This is a genomic window from Streptomyces sp. PA03-5A (assembly GCF_033792725.1).
Taxonomy (GTDB): domain Bacteria; phylum Actinomycetota; class Actinomycetes; order Streptomycetales; family Streptomycetaceae; genus Actinacidiphila.
Window position 1 is genome coordinate 229,150 of the sequence record NZ_JARAVL010000002.1, and the last position, 15,518, is coordinate 244,667.

Consider the following 15,518-nt stretch of genomic DNA (forward strand, 5'->3'; position numbering starts at 1 on the left):
CCCGCCCCCCACGGGTCAGGCGGCGGAGGACACCGTGTCCTCCGCCGCCTTCCGCATGCCCACGGCGTGCTCGTTGGTCCGGGCGTCGTACGCCATCAGCGTCGGCAGGCAGGCGGCCAGCGCCCCGACCGCCGCCACGCACGCCAGCCCGCCGGTCCACACCGAGGTGCGCAGGCCCAGCAGCGCGGCCGAGCCACCGGCCCGCACCTGGCCGAACTGGGGGCCGATGGTGAAGGAGAGCAGTTCGATGCCGGCCAGCCGGCCGCGCAGCGCGTCGGGGATGGTCTGGTTCCAGATCGTGGCCCGGAACACCCCGCTGACCATGTCGAACGCACCCGCCAGCGCCAGGAAGGCCAGCACCAGCCATACGTTGCGGGACCAGCCCGCCGCCGCCATGCACAGACCGAAGCCTGCCGCGGCCAGCACGATCGCCCGCCCGTGCCGGTGCACCCGGGAGGACCAGCCGCCGGTGAGGCTCATCAGCAGCGCACCCGCCGGCAGGGCCGCGTACATCAGGCCCAGCGACCAGGGCGCGCCCAGGTCGTCCGCCATGAAGGGGAACACGGCGATCGGGAACGCCAGACCGGTCGCCGCGATGTCCACCACGTAGGTGCCCAGCAGTTCCTTACGGCTCCAGGCGTAGCGCGCCCCCTCCGCGATCGAGCGCAGCGAGGGGCGCTTCGCGTCGTGCGAGGGCGGTGAGGGCCGCAGCCCGAGGCCGAGGACGACCGAGAGGGCGAAGGTGAGGGCGTCGACGGCGTACGCCCACCGCAGGCCCGCGTACGCGATCAGCACACCCGCCAGGGAGGGCGCCGCGATCGCGCCGATCTGCCAGCGCAGCGCGTTCAGCGAGGCGGCGGCGGTCAGTTGCCCGTGCGGGACGATGCGCTGCACGATCGCGTCCAGGGCCGGCCGCTGGAGCCCGCCCAGCGCGCTGGTCAGCGCGGCGACCACGTACAACGGCCAGAGCACCGGCCGCGGCAGCAGGGCGTTGACCAGCAGCACGGCCGACAGCACCCCGAGGGCCGCCTCCGTCCACAGGATGAGCTTGCGCCGGTCCAGGGCGTCCGCGAGCGCCCCGCCGTAGAGGCCGCAGACGATGAGCGGCACCAGTTCGACGGCGCCGAGGGCGCCGACCGCGAGGGTGGAGCCGGTCAGCTCCTTGACCTGGACCGGGACGGCCACGAAGGTCAGGAAGCTGCCGAAGGTCGTGATCAGGCCCGCGCACCACATCAGGCGGAAGTCGCGCGAGGTCCGCCACGGTGCGAGGTCGGGAAGGAGTCTGGACACGAGGACGCATGCTCCGCGCGCTGGCCTCCCGGCGCAACCGGGTTTCTCCCTCCGCCGGGCACGGGCGGGGCACCGGCGGCCCGGTCAGCGCATCAGCCCCGCGGCCGCCAGCCGCTGCCGGACCACCGCGACGGCGGTGTCGTCCAGCGGGACCTGCGGGGGCGCCGTGGCCGCGCAGCCGATGACGCCGCGCAGCCGCAGCGCCGCCTTGAAGGCACCCAGCGCCGAGGAACTCGCGCCCATCGCGGCGGAGTCCGCCCCCGTGTCCACGATGGCGTAGAGCCGCGCGAGCCGGTCCTGCTCCGCCGCGGCCTCGCGCCAGCGTCCCGCGACGGCGTGCGCGTGGAGCCGTACGTAGCCGTGCGGATCCACGTTGCCGAGGCCGGGGACGACGCCGTGCGCGCCCGCCAGGAGGGCGCCGTCCACCGCGAGTTCGGACCCGGTGAGCAGCGCGAAGTGGGAGTCCAGGCCGCGGCGGCGCAACTCGGTGAGCAGCCGGCGCATGGGGCCGTCGGCGCCGCTGCTGTCCTTCAGGCCGGCCAGGGTGCCCTCCTCCGCGAGGGCCAGCACGGTCGCGGCGGGCAGCTTGGTGTGCACCGCCGAGGGGATGTCGTACGCGAACAGGGGCAGCCCGCCCGCCCCGTCCCGCACCCGCCGGAAGTGGTCGGCGATCTCCACCGGATGCGTCGCCGCGTAGAAGGGCGCGGTCGCCACCAGGGCGTCGGCGCCCGCAGCGACGGCGGCCCGCGCGTGCTCCAGGACACGCCGGGTGGTCATGTCGACGACGCCGGCGAGCACGGGCACCCGGCCCCCGACGGCCTCCACGACCGCGGTGAGCGCGGTGCGCCGCTGGGCGTCGGTGAGGAAGGCCGTCTCGCCGCTGGACCCCAGGGCGAAGACCCCGTGCACTCCGGCGGAGAGCACATGCCCGACCAGGGCGCGCAGGCCCTCGGTGTCCACGTCTCCCGTCTCCGTGAGCGGGGTGCACAGAGGTGGTACGACCCCGCGCAGCGGGCGGAGCGGATCGGTCCCGGTTGCGGTCATGGACCGCTTCCTACCAGCTCGCGGGCGGTGGCGACACCAACTGCTCGGCGAGCCGCGCGAGTCGGGGCAGCCGGTCCCGCAGCCGCACCCGGCGTCCGGCCGCCGCGCTGACCAGGTGCTGCAGCACGTCCATGCCGACCTCGGAGGGCTCCGGCGGCACGGTCAGCGCCTCGTGCGCCAGCCCGCGCAGCTCCGGGTCGCCCGCGTCCATCGCCAGCACCGTCGCGCCGGAGCGCCGCGCGTCCTCCACGCGCTCCAGCAGCCCGGCCTCGGCCCGCTCGGGGGTGACCACCAGCACCGTCTCGCCCCTGCGCGCCGCCTCCAGGCGGGCCGTCCCGACCGCGAGGTGCGCAGGCGCGCCCGGCGGCACGCGGTGCCGCACCAGCGTCGGCGACAGCTCCGGCAGCCCGCTCCAGGCGGCCTCGTCGTCCAGATGGGCCGCCATGTGCCAGGGCTCGTACTCCCCGCTGCCGACCAGCAGCAGCCCGCCCGCGGGCCCCCGGCGGACGGACCCGCGCAGGGAGCCGGCGAAGGACCGGGTCAGCTCCGGCCACTCGCTCCCGGACAGCAGTTCACGGACGACCTCGACCCGTACGGCATCCATGCACCGCATCCTCGCGGACCACGCACCGGCCCGGCCCCGCTTCGCGCCGTGCTCACCCGAACGGGGTCAGTCCGCGCCGCCCGCGGGCAGGGCCCTGGACACCCGCTCCCGTACGTCCGTGAAGTGCCGCCGCATGGCGGCCCTGGCCGCGCCCGCGTCCCCGGTGCGCAGCGCGCCGACGACGGCGCGGTGGTTGGCGACGACGCGCTCGACCGGGTCGTCGGCGGGCGCCAGGGCGGCGCCGACCTCGTGGTAGGCGCTCCGGAACAGGTCGACGAGCTGCAGCACGAGCTCGTTGCCGCAGGAGGCGTAGAGCAGCGCGTGGAAGGCCCGGTCCGCGTCGGGGTCGTCGACCATCCGGCCGGCGAGCGCGTCGAGTTCGTCCAGCCGCTGCGCCGGTATCGTCCCGGCGACCTCGCCTATCAGGCCGACCTCGAGCAGCTCGCGCACCGCGACGAGGTCGGCGAGGGCGCGCACCCGGGACCGCAGGTGGAAGGTGAGCGAGGGCATCAGCACCCGCAGCGGCGCCTCTCCGACGAACGTCCCCGTGCCGTGCCGGATCTCCACGATGCCGAGCGCCTGCAGCGCGCGCACCGCCTCGCGCACGCTGTTGCGGCTCGCACCGAGCAGGTCCATCAACTGCGGCTCGGTCGGCAGGGTGGCGCCGGGGGCGAGCCGCTGCTCGTGGATCAGCTCGATGATGCGGTCCTGGAGCCTCGGGCCGCGGCTCCTGCCGACGGTTCTGGTCACGGGCGGCCGCCTTTCCCTGTGCTGTCGTGCACTTTTGACGTTCCGTCAGCTGTCCCGTGCGGCCCGCACGGGACAAGGGACGTCCAGCGTCCACCCCGCGGCCGCGCATCGGGAGGCAACACCGATGTCATACCTCACATCCGTCGTCCCCCGAGCCAATACCGGCGTGTACGGGGGCTCTCACGCACCGCGGAGCGGCCGCGACGCGGGGCGGAGCGGGACGCGTCACAACGCCTGCGCGGGCCATGCACCGCCCCCACCTGGCAGGATCGCGGTATGACTGTTGACAGTGGCAATGAGACCCCCGCCCCCAAGGCCCCGGCGAAGGACCCCTGGGAGCTGCCGGACGTGTCCGGCCTCGTCGTCGGCGTCCTCGGCGGCACCGGCCCCCAGGGCCGCGGCCTGGCGTACCGGCTCGCCAAGGCCGGCCAGCAGGTGGTCATCGGCTCGCGCGCCGCGGACCGCGCCCAGGCCACGGCCGACCGGCTCGGCCTCGGGGTGCAGGGCGCCGACAACGCGGAGACCGCCCGCCGCAGCGACGTCGTCATCGTCGCCGTGCCGTGGGAGGGCCACGGCGAGACCCTCCAGGCGCTGCGCGGCGAACTCGCCGGCAAGCTCGTCGTCGACTGCGTCAACCCGCTGGGCTTCGACAAGCAGGGCGCCTACGCCCTGAAGCCGGAGGAGGGCAGCGCCGCCGAGCAGGCCGCCGCGCTGCTGCCGGAGTCCCGCGTCACCGCCGCCTTCCACCACCTGTCCGCGGTGACGCTCGAGGACCCGGAGATCGACTCGATCGACACCGACGTCCTCGTGCTGGGCGACAGCCGTGCCGACACCGACCTGGTCCAGGCCCTGGCCGCGCGCATCCCCGGCATCCGCGGCGTCTTCGCCGGCCGGCTGCGGAACGCGCACCAGGTGGAGGCGCTGGTCGCCAACCTGATCTCGGTCAACCGCCGCTACAAGGCCCACGCCGGTCTGCGCCTGACCGACGTCTAGGCCCGCGGGGGCATGGGGGACAATGGGCGGGTTCGCGACCGACCCGACAGGAGCCGCCCCCCATGCCCCGCCTCGCCCTCTACGCGCTCGTCCTGTGCGCGCTCGCCGTGGCCGCCGCCGTCGTGTCCTTCGTGGAGGGCAGCTGGCTCGGTGTCTTCTGGATCCTGATCGCGGGTCTCACCAGCAACATGTGCTGGTACTACCTGCGCAAGGCGAAGGCCGAGCGGGAGTCCGCCGAGCAGCGGATCACTGGCTGAACGGGTCGCCCTTCCAGAACTGGAAGAAGGCGTAGCCCAGGCTCGACAGCCAGTCCGGGATCCCGAAGAGCGCCATCACCGAGTCGACGAAGCCGAAGAACGCGGAGTTGACCTCGGGGATCCACAGCACACCGAAGACGGCCAGCAGTCCGAACTGCCCGAACGGCTCCAGCTGGCGCCGCGTCCGGTACGACAGCCAGGGCTCGATCACGCCGTAGCCGTCCAGGCCCGGCACCGGCAGCAGGTTCAGGATCGCCGCCGTGACCTGCAGCATCGCCAGGAACGCCAGCGCGGACGCGAAGGGCGCGTGGGCCTGGTCCAGAGAGACGACGCCGAAGGTGAAGGGCAGCATCAGGGCGATCGCGAACAGCACGTTGGTCAGCGGGCCCGCGGCCGAGATGAGGCTGTGCTTCCAGCGGCCGCGGATCCTGCCCCGCTCGATGAAGACGGCGCCGCCGGGCAGGCCGATGCCACCCAGGATCACGAAGATCACCGGCAGCACGATGCTCAGCAGCGCGTGCGTGTACTTCAGCGGGTTCAGGGTCAGGTAGCCCTTGGCCCCTATCGAGATGTCGCCGCCGTGCAGCGCGGTACGGGCGTGCGCGTACTCGTGCAGGCACAGGGAGACGATCCAGCCGGACACGACGAACAGGAACACGGCGAAGCCGGTGCTGGTGGAGAAGTCCGTCCACACCGCCCAGCCCGACACGGCCATGATCGCGGCCAGGCCCAGGAAGATCGGGCTGATCTGCCGTTCACTGCGGGTTGCTGCGGTGGTCATCGTGCGGGCTCCTGCGGAGGCGGTGCGGCATCGGTCGTGGTGCTGGCCGCCCGATCATGCCATCCGGCCGCCGCCGGGCACACCCACGGCGGGATAACGCCCCGGCGACGCCGGACGTTCCTGCGGCCCGTCGGCGACGCCCGGGTCGCGACCGCGTTGCGATACGTCATCGATCGCACCCGCTCCGTCGCCGCTGGGGTCACGGTGGGCGCACCCTGAAGTCGTCCGGGGCCGGGGGGCCCGAGGACGGGGTCAGGACGGGGGAGCCATGACGTGGAAGAGGTTCGCCGTGCCGGCGCTGCTCGGCATCGCCGTGTGCGGCACGCTGACCGGGTGCACCGTGCCGGTGGCGGGTACCACCGGTATCGCCGTGAGCGAGGACGGCAGGCCGTTGGGTGTGATAGTGGTCTGCCACGACCACATCGACGGGGCCACGCTGTACGACTCCGACGCGGATGACGCCTCGGCTCGCCTCGGCAGGTGGAGCCGCGGCAAGCCGGCCACGGGGTTCACGGTGTGGTCGCTGGAGAGCGGCGGCAGGGGCTGGAGCGCAGAGGTGCCGGCGTCCGCCCCCTTCCCACCGCACCGTACGTACAGCCTGTACGGCTGGACCCGGGACGCCTCTTGGTCGACGGCGCACGTGAGGTTCACGGCGGCACAGTTCGCCGGGCTCGAGCCCGGTCAGGTCCGCTGGTTCAAGGGCATGGGGGAGCCGGGCACCGACGGGGATGGCAACGCCACGACGTCGATGGGGGAGTTCCGGGCGGACGCGTGCGAAGGTATGTGACCGGTTCTTCGTCTGCGGCGCCGTTGTGGTTGCGGTTGGGGTTTCTCCCCCGCCGCAGGCGCAACCAAGCCGCACACAACCGCCGGGCAGCCCGGCGCAGCCGCCCGCAGGCGCAAACAACCCGCACACGACAACGGGCCGCAATCACAACCCGGGGGCGGACTCGGTCGCCGCTCGGACAGAATGGGGGCGTGCGTTACGGCATTCTCGGGACGACCCAGGCTCACCGCGGCGACGGCACCGTCGTGCCGCTGGCCGGTACGCGGCTGAGGGCGCTGCTCGCCGCGCTGGCGCTGCGCCCCGGGCGGGTGCGGACCACCGAGGCGCTGATCGACGAGGTGTGGGAGGGCGAACCACCCGCCGACGCGACCGGGGCGTTGCAGGCCCTGGTCGCCCGGTTGCGCCGGGCCGTGGGTCATGAGGCCGTGGGCTCGGTGGACGGCGGCTACCGCCTGGTCGCCGCGCCGGACGCCGTGGACCTGTACCGCTTCGAGCGGCTCGTGGAGGACGGCGGCCGGGCGCTCGCCGACGGCGACGCCGCCAAGGCCGCCGAGGCGCTGGACTCCGCGTTGGCGCTGTGGCGCGGCCCGGTGCTCGCCGACCTTCCGGACCGTGGGTCCGTCGCGCCCCGCTACGACGCGTTGCGGCTGGACGCCCGGCGGCTGCGGATCACCGCCGAGGTGGCGCTCGGCCGCGCCGAGCAGGTGCTGCCGGAGGCGGTGGAGCTGGCGGTGGCCCATCCGCTGAACGAGGCGGTGCAGGTGCTGCGGCTGCGTGCGCTGCGCGAGGCGGGCCGGGGCGCCGACGCGCTGGTGGCGTACGAGGAGGTGCGGCGCGAGCTCGCCGACACGCTGGGCACCGATCCGGGCCCGGAGCTGCGCGCCCTCCACGCCGAGCTGCTGAATCCTTCCGTCCCCGCCCCCGCCAGGGACGCCGCATCGGCGCCACCCTCAGGGAGCCCGGCGCGGCTCGGCAACGCGCGCGCCCGGCTGACCAGTTTCGTCGGCCGCGAGGCGGACCTGTCCGCGATCGCCGCGGATCTGGCGGTGGCGCGGCTGGTCACCGTCACGGGCCCCGGCGGCACCGGCAAGACCCGCCTGTCGCAGGAGGCCGGCGACCTGGTCGCCGGGCGCTGGCCGGACGGCGTCTGGTTCGCGGAACTGGCTCCCGTGGAGGACCCGCGCACCGTGGCCGTCGCCGTGGTGAACGCGCTGGGCCTGCGCGAGACGCTGCTGCACGCGGCCTCGGCGACCGAGGCGGCGCTGGCCGCAGAGGCGAAGGGGGCCGCGGCCAAGGACCCGCTGCTGCAGCTCACCGAGTACTGCGCGGAGCGCCGCATGCTGCTGGTCCTGGACAACTGCGAGCACGTGATCGGCGCCGCCGCGGAGCTCGCGGAGCGGCTGCTCGCGCACTGCCCCGGTGTGGCGGTGCTGGCCACCAGCCGCGAACCGCTCGGCGTGCCCGGCGAGCTGATCCGGCCGCTGGACCCGCTGCCGCAGACCCCCGCCCTGCGGCTGCTCGCCGACCGCGGCGCGGCGGCCCGCCCCGGCTTCACCCCGGACGAGGACCCGGAGGCCTGCGCTGAGCTGTGCCGCAGGCTCGACGGACTGCCGCTCGCCATCGAACTGGCCGCGGCCCGGCTCCGGATGATGACGCCCCGCCAGCTCGCGGACCGGCTCGACGACCGCTTCCGCATCCTCACCGCGGGCAGCCGCACCGTGCTGCCCCGGCAGCAGACGCTGCGCGCGGTCGTCGACTGGAGCTGGGGCCTGCTCAGCGAGGCCGAACGGACCGTGCTGCGACGCTTCGCCGTGTTCGCCGGCGGCTGGGACCTGGCCGCCGCCGAGGCGGTGTGCGGCGAGGACGGCGGCGACGTGGACGCCCGTGACGTCGCCTCCGTCCTGGCCTCGCTCGTCGACAAGTCGCTGGTCGTCGCCGACCTCGCCGAGGACGGCGCGCGCTACCGGATGCTGGAGACGATCGGCGAGTACGCGGCCGAACGCCTCGACGAGGCCGGTGAGCGCGACACCGTGGGGCGCCGCCACACCACGTACTTCCGCGAGTACGTGCGCACCGCCGACCCCGAGCTGCGCGGGCCGCGCCAACTGCTCTGGCTGGACCGGCTGGAGCGCGAGCACGAGAACCTGCGGGCGGCGATCCGCCGGGCGGTGGACACCGGGGACGAGCAGGAGGCGCTCTGCCTGGTGCTGGCCTGCAGCTGGTTCTGGGAGATGCGCAACTATCGCAGCGAGATCGGCCACTGGCCGGCCGTGGTGGCCGCGATGAGCCCGGTGGACGCCTTCGCCGAGCCGCTGCGGCTCCCGCCGCTGGACCGCGGGCCGCTGGAGGACCCGCTGCCGATGACGCCGCGGCAACTCACCGAGGCGCGGCGCTGGGTGCGCACCGGCGAGGTGCTGGCGTACATGGGCGAGCACGACGTGTGGAACGATCCGAGGCTGGTCGGGCTGGGCGAGGCGATCATCGAGGCCTACCCGCCGGAGCTGCCGCAGGCCAGCATGCGTCCCGGGCTGTTCCGCGTGCTCGGCGCGATGCTGACCGGTCGCTTCGACCGCATGCCCGAGCTCATCGACGGCACGGTGGAGAGCTGCCGGCTGCACGGCCGGGTGTGGGAGCTGGCGTTCGCGCTGCAGTTCCGCGCCAAGGTGATGAACGACGTGGAGGGCCGGCTCGACGCCTCCATGGACGACATCCGCGAGGCCAGGGAGCTGTTCGGCCGGGTCGGCGACGACTGGGGCATGGCCGAGGCGCTGGCGGCGGAGGCCGAGGCGAGCGCCAACGCCGGCGACTGGGCGCGTGCCGCGGACAGCTGCCGCCTGGCCATCGAACTCGCCCGCAAGCTCGGCGCGTACCAGCACGTGCCGATCATGATGGTCCGCCTCGGCGACGCCCTCGCCAACGCCGGCGACCTGGAGGAGGGGGAACGGCTGATCCGCGCGGGAGTCGCCGAGGCCGCGTCCTTCCGGCCGGTGGGCGACGACGCGGGCTACTACGGCAGGGTGCTGCTCATCGCCCTGCTCGCCCGGCGCGGTGAACTGGACGAGGCCTTCGCGCTGCTCGACGCCATGCAGGCCGACCCGCCGCGCGGCATGCCCTCGTTCATCGTCGGACTGCTCGCCGCCATCCGCGGCTGGCTCACCGGCATGGCGGGCGACCCGTACGGGGGGCTGCGCCATCTCGCGGAGTCCGTCGCCTACATGGAGGGGCATCCGCTCAGCCCGGTCATCGGGCCGCGCATGGGCGTGCTGCTCTTCCCGCCGGGCGTCGCGCTCTTCACCGGGATCGCCGGGCTGCGCAGCGGCGACGACGTCCGCGGCCCCGCGCGCCGCGCCGCGGTGGTGCTGGGCGCGCACGACGCGCTGCGGCAGACCGCCTGCACCCCGTGGGAGCGGACGAGCATGGACGAGGACGCGGTGCGGCTGCGCGGGCACCTGGGCGAGGAGGACTTCGCGGCGGCCTACCGCGAGGGCCGGGGGCTCACCTTCCCCGAGGCGGTCGAGCTGCTGCGCGAGCCCGTCTGACGCGTCCTCAACCCGCCTTCTTGCGGGGCGTCGTCTTCTTCGCCGCGGTCTTCTTGGCCGCCGCCTTCTTCGCGGGGGCCTTCCCGGCGGCCGCCTTCTTCGCCGGGGCCTTGCCGGAGGCGGTCTTCTTCGCTCCGGCCTTCTCCCCGCCGCGGGCGTCGATGCTGGCCTGGAGCGCGGCCATCAGGTCCACCACGTTGTCGGGGGCGGCGGCGACCTCGGCCATCTCGGGGACGGGTTCGCCCTCCAGCCGGGCGGCGACGAGCTCGTCCAGCGCGTGCTGGTACTCGTCGTGCATCGACTCCAGGTCGAAGTCCTCGGAAAGGGTGTCCATCAGGCTCTGCGCCATCTTCAGCTCCTGCGGCCGCACGGTGACCTTCTCCGGCGGCGCCAGCCCCTCCGCGGCGCGGAGCTCGTCGGGCCAGTACATCGTGTGCAGGACCAGCACGTCCTGGTGGACGCGCAGCAGCGCCAAGGACTCGCGGGTGCGCAGCGCGATCTTGGTGACGGCGGCCTTGCCGCTGCTGCTCAGGGCCTCGCGGAGCAGGACGTACGGCTTGGCGGCGGCGGTCTCCGCGCCGACGTAGTAGGCCCGCGACAGGGACAGCGGGTCGATCTCGTCGGCGTCGACGAAGGCGAGCACGTCGATCAGCTTCTTGCTGGGCAGGGGGAGGGCGGCCAGGTCCTCGTCGGTGAGCACCACCGTGCGGCCGGTCTCGTCCTCGTACCCCTTGGCGATCTCCGCGTAGGGGACCTCCTTGCCCTCCTTCTCGCAGTACCGCTTCATGCGGATGCGGCCGCCGTCCTCGGCGTGCACCTGGTGCAGGGAGACGCCGTGCTCCTCGGTGGCCGCGTAGAGCTTGACCGGAATGGAGACCAGCCCGAAGCCGATCGCACCTTTCCACATGGATCGCATACTTTCGTCCCTTTCCGGGGACTTTCCAGACTATGCCCGCCCCGTCAGCCTCGCCCGACCGGCAGACGGTCGAGGTGGACGGCCGCCGTGTGGTCCTCACCCACCTGGACAAGGTCGTCTTCCCGGTCACCGGTCACACCAAGGCACAGCTGCTGCAGTACTACGCCCGTGTCGCCCCGGTGCTGGTGCCGCACGCCGCCGGTCGCCTCGCCTCCTTCGTCCGCGCCCCCGAGGGCCCGCACGCCCAGCGCTGGTTCGCCAAACGCCCGCCCAGTGGCACGCCCGACTGGGTGACCACCGCCGGGGAGGCCGACGAGCCGCACATCGTCGTCGACTCCACCCCGGCCCTGGTCACCATGGCCAACCTCGGCGCCTGGGAGGTGCACGTCCCGCAGTGGACCGTGGCGGGCGGACGCGACGCCCACGACCGCCTCGTCCTCGACCTCGACCCCGGCGAGGGCGCCGACCTCGTCCTGTGCTGCCGGGTCGCCGAACGCCTGCGGCAGATGATGGAGGACGACGGGCTCGTCTCCTTCCCCGTGACCTCCGGCAGCAAGGGGCTCCACCTCTACGCGCCGCTGCGACCCGCCACCGAGGCAGCCGCCACGGGCTACGCCAAGGCACTCGCCGCCCGCATGCGCGACGAGCACCCCGGCCTCGTCGTGTTCTCCATGACGCGCAGCCTGCGCGCCGGGAAGGTCTTCATCGACTGGTCCCAGAACGCCTCCGCGAAGACCACCGCCTGCCCCTACACCCTGCGGCTGCGCGACCGCCCCGGCGTCGCCGCGCCCCTCACCTGGGACGAGGTCGCCTCCTGCCGGAAGGCGGAGGACCTCGCCTTCACCCCGGAGGAGGTCCTGCAGCGCACCGCCGACCACGGCGACCCGCTGGCCGCCCTGGACGACCCCGCCGGCCGCGGCACCCTGCCGTGACGGGCGCCCCCTCGTGACCGATCCCCTCCCGCTCCCCGTGCGCGTCGCCCTCGCCCGCCGCGTCGACACCGTACCCGCGGCCGACGCCCTCCCCGGCGGCTGCGCCTACGAGCCGAAGTTCGACGGCCACCGCATGGTCGTGCTCACCGACCCCGTACGCCTGCAGACCCGTTCCGGCCGGCTCGTGACCCCCACCTTCCCCGAGATCGCGGAAGCCGCCGGGGCCCTGCCAGCCGGCACCGTCCTCGACGGCGAGGTCGTCATCTGGCGGGACGGCCGCGTCGACTTCGGCGCCCTCCAGCGCCGCGCCCTGCGCGGGTCGCGCCGCCGTACCGACCTCCCCGCCAACTACGCGGCCTTCGACCTGCTCGCCACCGCCGGTACCGACCTGCGCGGCCGGCCGTACCACGAACGCCGCGCGGCCCTCGTCGCGCTGCTGGAACCGCTCGGGCCGCCGCTGCAGGCCGTGCCCATGACGACCGACCGCGACGAGGCCGTCCACTGGTACGCCTCGCTCGCCCCGGCCGGCATCGAGGGCCTCGTCGTCAAGGGCCGCGGTCAGCGCTACCGCCCCGACCGCCGCGACTGGCTCAAGCTCCGCCACGCCGTCCCGCAGGACGCCGAGGCCATCGGCTTCACCGGCACCCCCCGCGCCCCCCGCGCCCTCGTCCTCGACCTCGGCGACGGCCCCTTCGCCACCGCGCCCCTGGACGCCCCCCTCCGCACCCAGCTCGCCGCGCTCCTCGCCCCCCCGCCGCCCCCGCCCGGCGCGACCCTCGACGACGGCACCCCCTACCGCCCCCTCCCCGCACCGCTCCCCGTCGAGATCCTCCAGGGCGAGGGCCGCCACGCCCTCACCACGGTGCTCCGCCTGCGGCCCGACGCCTGACCGCGGGGAGGAGCGCACCACCCCACCCCGGAAAGGCCGTTGAGCAGTGGTCGGTGCGGGAATACCATGGCGCGTCGCCGCTCGGCCGTCGCGGGGCGACTCCCCCTTCGGCTCCCAGGAGACCCCTTCCGGCATGCGTGCGTTCCTCCAGGCCGTCCGGCTGCTCGTGCTGCTGCTCGGCTTCTACGTCATGGCCGTCGGCCTGCTCGCGTCGATCGTCGCCGCGGACGTCGTCCTCACCGACGTCGCGCTGCGACAGGGCTACGTGACCTTCCTGTTCCTGGGCATCAGCGTCGCCTTCGCCTCACCGCTGGTGTCGGGCCTGTTCGCCTCCGTCCGCGGCGTCAACCGTCACCGGCCGGCCGGGGTGCGGGTGACCGCGGACGAGCAACCGGAGCTGTGGGCGCGTGTGCGCCGGGTGGCCGAGGCCATGGAGACGGTGGCCCCCGTCGAGCTCTGGCTCGTGGCGGAGCCGATGGCGGCCGTCTGGCAGAGCTCCTGGGTGCTCGGCCTGGTCGCCGGGCGCCGGCGGATGGTGCTCGGCATCCCGTACCTGACGGGGCTGACGGAACGCCAGATCGACGCGGTCATCGCCCACGAACTCGGCCACTTCGCCCGGCGCGACACCCTCCTGGCGGGGCTGGCCGCCCGCAACCGCGCGGGCCTGATGCGGGTCCTGGAGCGCTACGCCGAGGACGGCAACGGCATCGGCCACGCGATGGGCTCGATGTTCGCCGGCTACGCCCGCTTCTGCCTGCGGACGACGCAGGCCCAGGCACGCCTCGGGGAACTGGCCGCGGACCGCGCCGCCGCGCGGATCGCCGGACGGGACACCACCGCCGCCGCCCTGCGGCGCATCCCCCTGCTCGACGCCGCGCACACCCGCTACGTCCGGGAGTACGCCGGCATCGGTACCGCGCTCGGTCTGCTCCCTCCGGCCGAGGAGGTGCACCCCGGCTTCGGCGCGTTCCTGGACAGCGGCACCTGGCGGGAGGAGGAGCGGCGGCTGATCGCCGACCCGCCCCGGGAGAAGACCTCGCCCTACGACTCGCACCCCCCGATGCGCGAGCGGGTCGCGGCGATCGAGGCGCTGCCCGAGGACGCCGCCGGGACCGTCCCCGGCGAGCCGTCACCGGCGGGCGCCGGCCTGCTCGGGGATCCCGTGGCAACCGGTGCCCGCACCGTGCTGGCGCTCCCCGGGGCCGCCGGGCTGCGGCAGCTGCCCTGGCGGGACCTGGCCGCCGAGGTGGGGACGGCGGAGCTCGGCGCCGAGACGACGCCGGTGCTCCGGGCCGCCCGCGCCGTCCTGCGCACCCCCGCGGACCTCGGGATGCTGCTGGACGCCCTCGACGCCGGGCGCTGGCCGGAGGTCGTCGACTGCATGCCGCGCCCCGGCCACGGGGGCCACATGCTCCTCGACGACTCCCTGCGGGCGCGTGCCCGCGCCGATGCCGCGGACGGGCTGTACTCCCTGGCGCTGGCGGCCCTGGTCGAGGACGGCCGGGCCCGCTGGGAACTGGACTGGGAACGCGGCAGGCACCTGGAGTTCGACGAGGGCGTCCACGCCGCCCTGGACCGTGCCGTGGACGCGGCCGTGTCCCCGCAGGACGGAGCGGAACCGGACAGCTCGGGCCTGCGGGAACTCCTCGGGCTGCCCGTGGACCGGGCACCGGCTCAGACCTGAGACGTTGCGGCCGGCACCTCACGGGTGCGGGTCCAGCGCAGCAGGGTGTCCGCGTCCCAGGTGTTCACCACCCGCTGCGGAGGGACGCCGCACTCCTCGGCGCGGGCACAGCCGTGGATCTGCCAGTCCAGCTGGCCGGGGGCGTGGGCATCGCTGTCGATGCTGAAGAGGACCCCGGCCTCCACGGCCTTGCGCAGCAGCCGCCGCGGCGGGTCGAGCCGGTCCGGGCGGCTGTTGATCTCCACGGCCACCCCGAAGCGCTCGCAGGCGGCGAAGACCAGGTCCGCGTCGAACTCCGACTCCGGGCGCAGCTTGCCGGCCACCAGCCGTCCCGTGCAGTGCCCCAGCACGTCCACCAGCGGATTGCTGATCGCGGAGATCATCCGCCGGGTCATCTCGTCCCGGTCCATCCGCAGCTTGGAGTGGACGGACGCGACGACGACGTCCAGCCGGTCCAGCAGCTCCGCGTTCTGGTCGAGGGCGCCGTCCGCGAGGATGTCGCATTCGATGCCGGTCAGCAGCCGGAAGGAGCCGGGGAGACGGGCGCCGACCTCGGCCACCACCTCCAGCTGGGCGCGCAGCCGCTCGGCGGTGAGCCCCCGGGCGACGGTCAGCCGCGGGGAGTGGTCGGTGAGCGCCGCCCACTCGTGGCCCAGCTCCATCGCGGTGCGGGCCATCGTCTCGATCGGGCTGCCGCCGTCGGACCAGTCCGAGTGCAGATGGCAGTCGCCGCGCAGCGCGGCCCGCATCCGCCGCCCCGCGTCGCCCTCCGGCCGGTTGACCGCGTCCGCGGCTCCCTCCGCCAGCCGGGTCAGGTAGGCGGGCCGGTGGCCCGCGAGCGCCTCCCGGACGACGGCGGCGGTCTTCGGGCCGAGCCCCTTGACCTCCTCCAGGCCACCCGGCCGTTCCGCGCGCCGCCGGAGTTCCTCCGGCGGCATCGCGGAGACCGCGGCGGAGGCCCCGCGGAAGGCACGGACCCGGTACGTCGGGGCGCCGTCCCGCTCCAGCAGGAAGGCGATCCGGTCCAGCGCCTCGACGGGGTCCATGCCTCC

General features: G+C 74.6%; 14 protein-coding genes. 7 read left to right on the forward strand and 7 right to left on the reverse strand.

Translation table 11 applies throughout. The features are described from left to right. Positions 1-15: 15 nt before the first annotated feature. The 4 genes from PV410_RS03635 to PV410_RS03650 all read right to left on the reverse strand — a co-directional run bounded on the left by PV410_RS03635 (position 16) and on the right by PV410_RS03650 (position 3,688). Positions 16-1,290, reverse strand: a complete 1,275-nt coding sequence (locus tag PV410_RS03635) for an MFS transporter (protein ID WP_500322247.1) — start codon at positions 1,288-1,290, stop codon at positions 16-18. Positions 1,291-1,374: 84 nt separating this feature from the next. Continuing rightward, a complete protein-coding gene (locus PV410_RS03640; RefSeq protein WP_500322249.1) occupies positions 1,375-2,334 on the reverse strand; it encodes a dihydrodipicolinate synthase family protein in 960 nt (319 codons plus the stop codon). Positions 2,335-2,344: 10 nt separating this feature from the next. Further along, complete coding sequence (locus PV410_RS03645; protein ID WP_500322250.1) at positions 2,345-2,938, reverse strand: hypothetical protein; 594 nt, start codon at positions 2,936-2,938, stop codon at positions 2,345-2,347. 66 nt (positions 2,939-3,004) lie between these two features. Next, positions 3,005-3,688, reverse strand: a complete 684-nt coding sequence (locus PV410_RS03650; protein ID WP_500322252.1) for a FadR/GntR family transcriptional regulator — start codon at positions 3,686-3,688, stop codon at positions 3,005-3,007. Between the two features lie 276 nt (positions 3,689-3,964). Here PV410_RS03650 and npdG point away from each other — a divergent pair, with 276 nt between their 5' ends. Both npdG and PV410_RS03660 read left to right on the forward strand, forming a co-directional pair. Further along, positions 3,965-4,681 carry an NADPH-dependent F420 reductase gene (gene npdG, locus PV410_RS03655; RefSeq protein ID WP_500322253.1) on the forward strand — a complete coding sequence of 239 codons (717 nt, stop codon included), beginning with the start codon at positions 3,965-3,967 and terminating at the stop codon, positions 4,679-4,681. Positions 4,682-4,743: 62 nt separating this feature from the next. After that, a complete protein-coding gene (locus tag PV410_RS03660; RefSeq protein ID WP_499511543.1) occupies positions 4,744-4,938 on the forward strand; it encodes a hypothetical protein in 195 nt (64 codons plus the stop codon). Here PV410_RS03660 and PV410_RS03665 read toward each other — a convergent pair. Beyond that, positions 4,928-5,719, reverse strand: coding sequence for a site-2 protease family protein (locus PV410_RS03665; protein ID WP_500322255.1), 792 nt, complete (start codon positions 5,717-5,719; stop codon positions 4,928-4,930). The genes PV410_RS03660 and PV410_RS03665 overlap by 11 nt on opposite strands. Before the next feature lie 268 nt (positions 5,720-5,987). On the opposite strand from PV410_RS03665, the gene PV410_RS03670 reads away from it, so the two are divergent. After that, positions 5,988-6,506 carry a hypothetical protein gene (locus PV410_RS03670; RefSeq protein ID WP_500322256.1) on the forward strand — a complete coding sequence of 173 codons (519 nt, stop codon included), beginning with the start codon at positions 5,988-5,990 and terminating at the stop codon, positions 6,504-6,506. A gap of 191 nt (positions 6,507-6,697) precedes the next feature. Next, positions 6,698-10,045 (forward strand): ATP-binding protein, encoded by a 3,348-nt coding sequence (locus PV410_RS03675; RefSeq protein ID WP_500322257.1) that lies wholly within the window; start codon positions 6,698-6,700, stop codon positions 10,043-10,045. 7 nt (positions 10,046-10,052) lie between these two features. On the opposite strand, the gene ku is transcribed toward PV410_RS03675, so the two are convergent. Next, positions 10,053-10,952: a non-homologous end joining protein Ku gene (ku, locus tag PV410_RS03680; protein ID WP_500322258.1), complete on the reverse strand. Its 900-nt coding sequence runs from the start codon at positions 10,950-10,952 to the stop codon at positions 10,053-10,055. Between the two features lie 41 nt (positions 10,953-10,993). Between ku and ligD the strand changes: the two genes are divergently transcribed. The 3 genes from ligD to PV410_RS03695 all read left to right on the forward strand — a co-directional run bounded on the left by ligD (position 10,994) and on the right by PV410_RS03695 (position 14,466). Beyond that, the gene (gene ligD, locus PV410_RS03685) at positions 10,994-11,893 is read left to right on the forward strand and encodes a non-homologous end-joining DNA ligase (protein ID WP_500322259.1); all 900 of its coding nucleotides are present in this window, start codon (positions 10,994-10,996) and stop codon (positions 11,891-11,893) included. A 13-nt stretch (positions 11,894-11,906) separates the two neighbouring features. Continuing rightward, positions 11,907-12,782 (forward strand): ATP-dependent DNA ligase, encoded by an 876-nt coding sequence (locus PV410_RS03690; RefSeq protein WP_500322260.1) that lies wholly within the window; start codon positions 11,907-11,909, stop codon positions 12,780-12,782. A 133-nt stretch (positions 12,783-12,915) separates the two neighbouring features. Next, entirely contained in the window at positions 12,916-14,466 is a 1,551-nt protein-coding gene (locus PV410_RS03695) for a M48 family metallopeptidase (protein WP_500322261.1), read from the forward strand. On the opposite strand, the gene PV410_RS03700 is transcribed toward PV410_RS03695, so the two are convergent. Continuing rightward, positions 14,457-15,512, reverse strand: a complete 1,056-nt coding sequence (locus tag PV410_RS03700) for a PHP domain-containing protein (RefSeq protein ID WP_500322263.1) — start codon at positions 15,510-15,512, stop codon at positions 14,457-14,459. The genes PV410_RS03695 and PV410_RS03700 overlap by 10 nt on opposite strands. Positions 15,513-15,518: the final 6 nt, after the last annotated feature.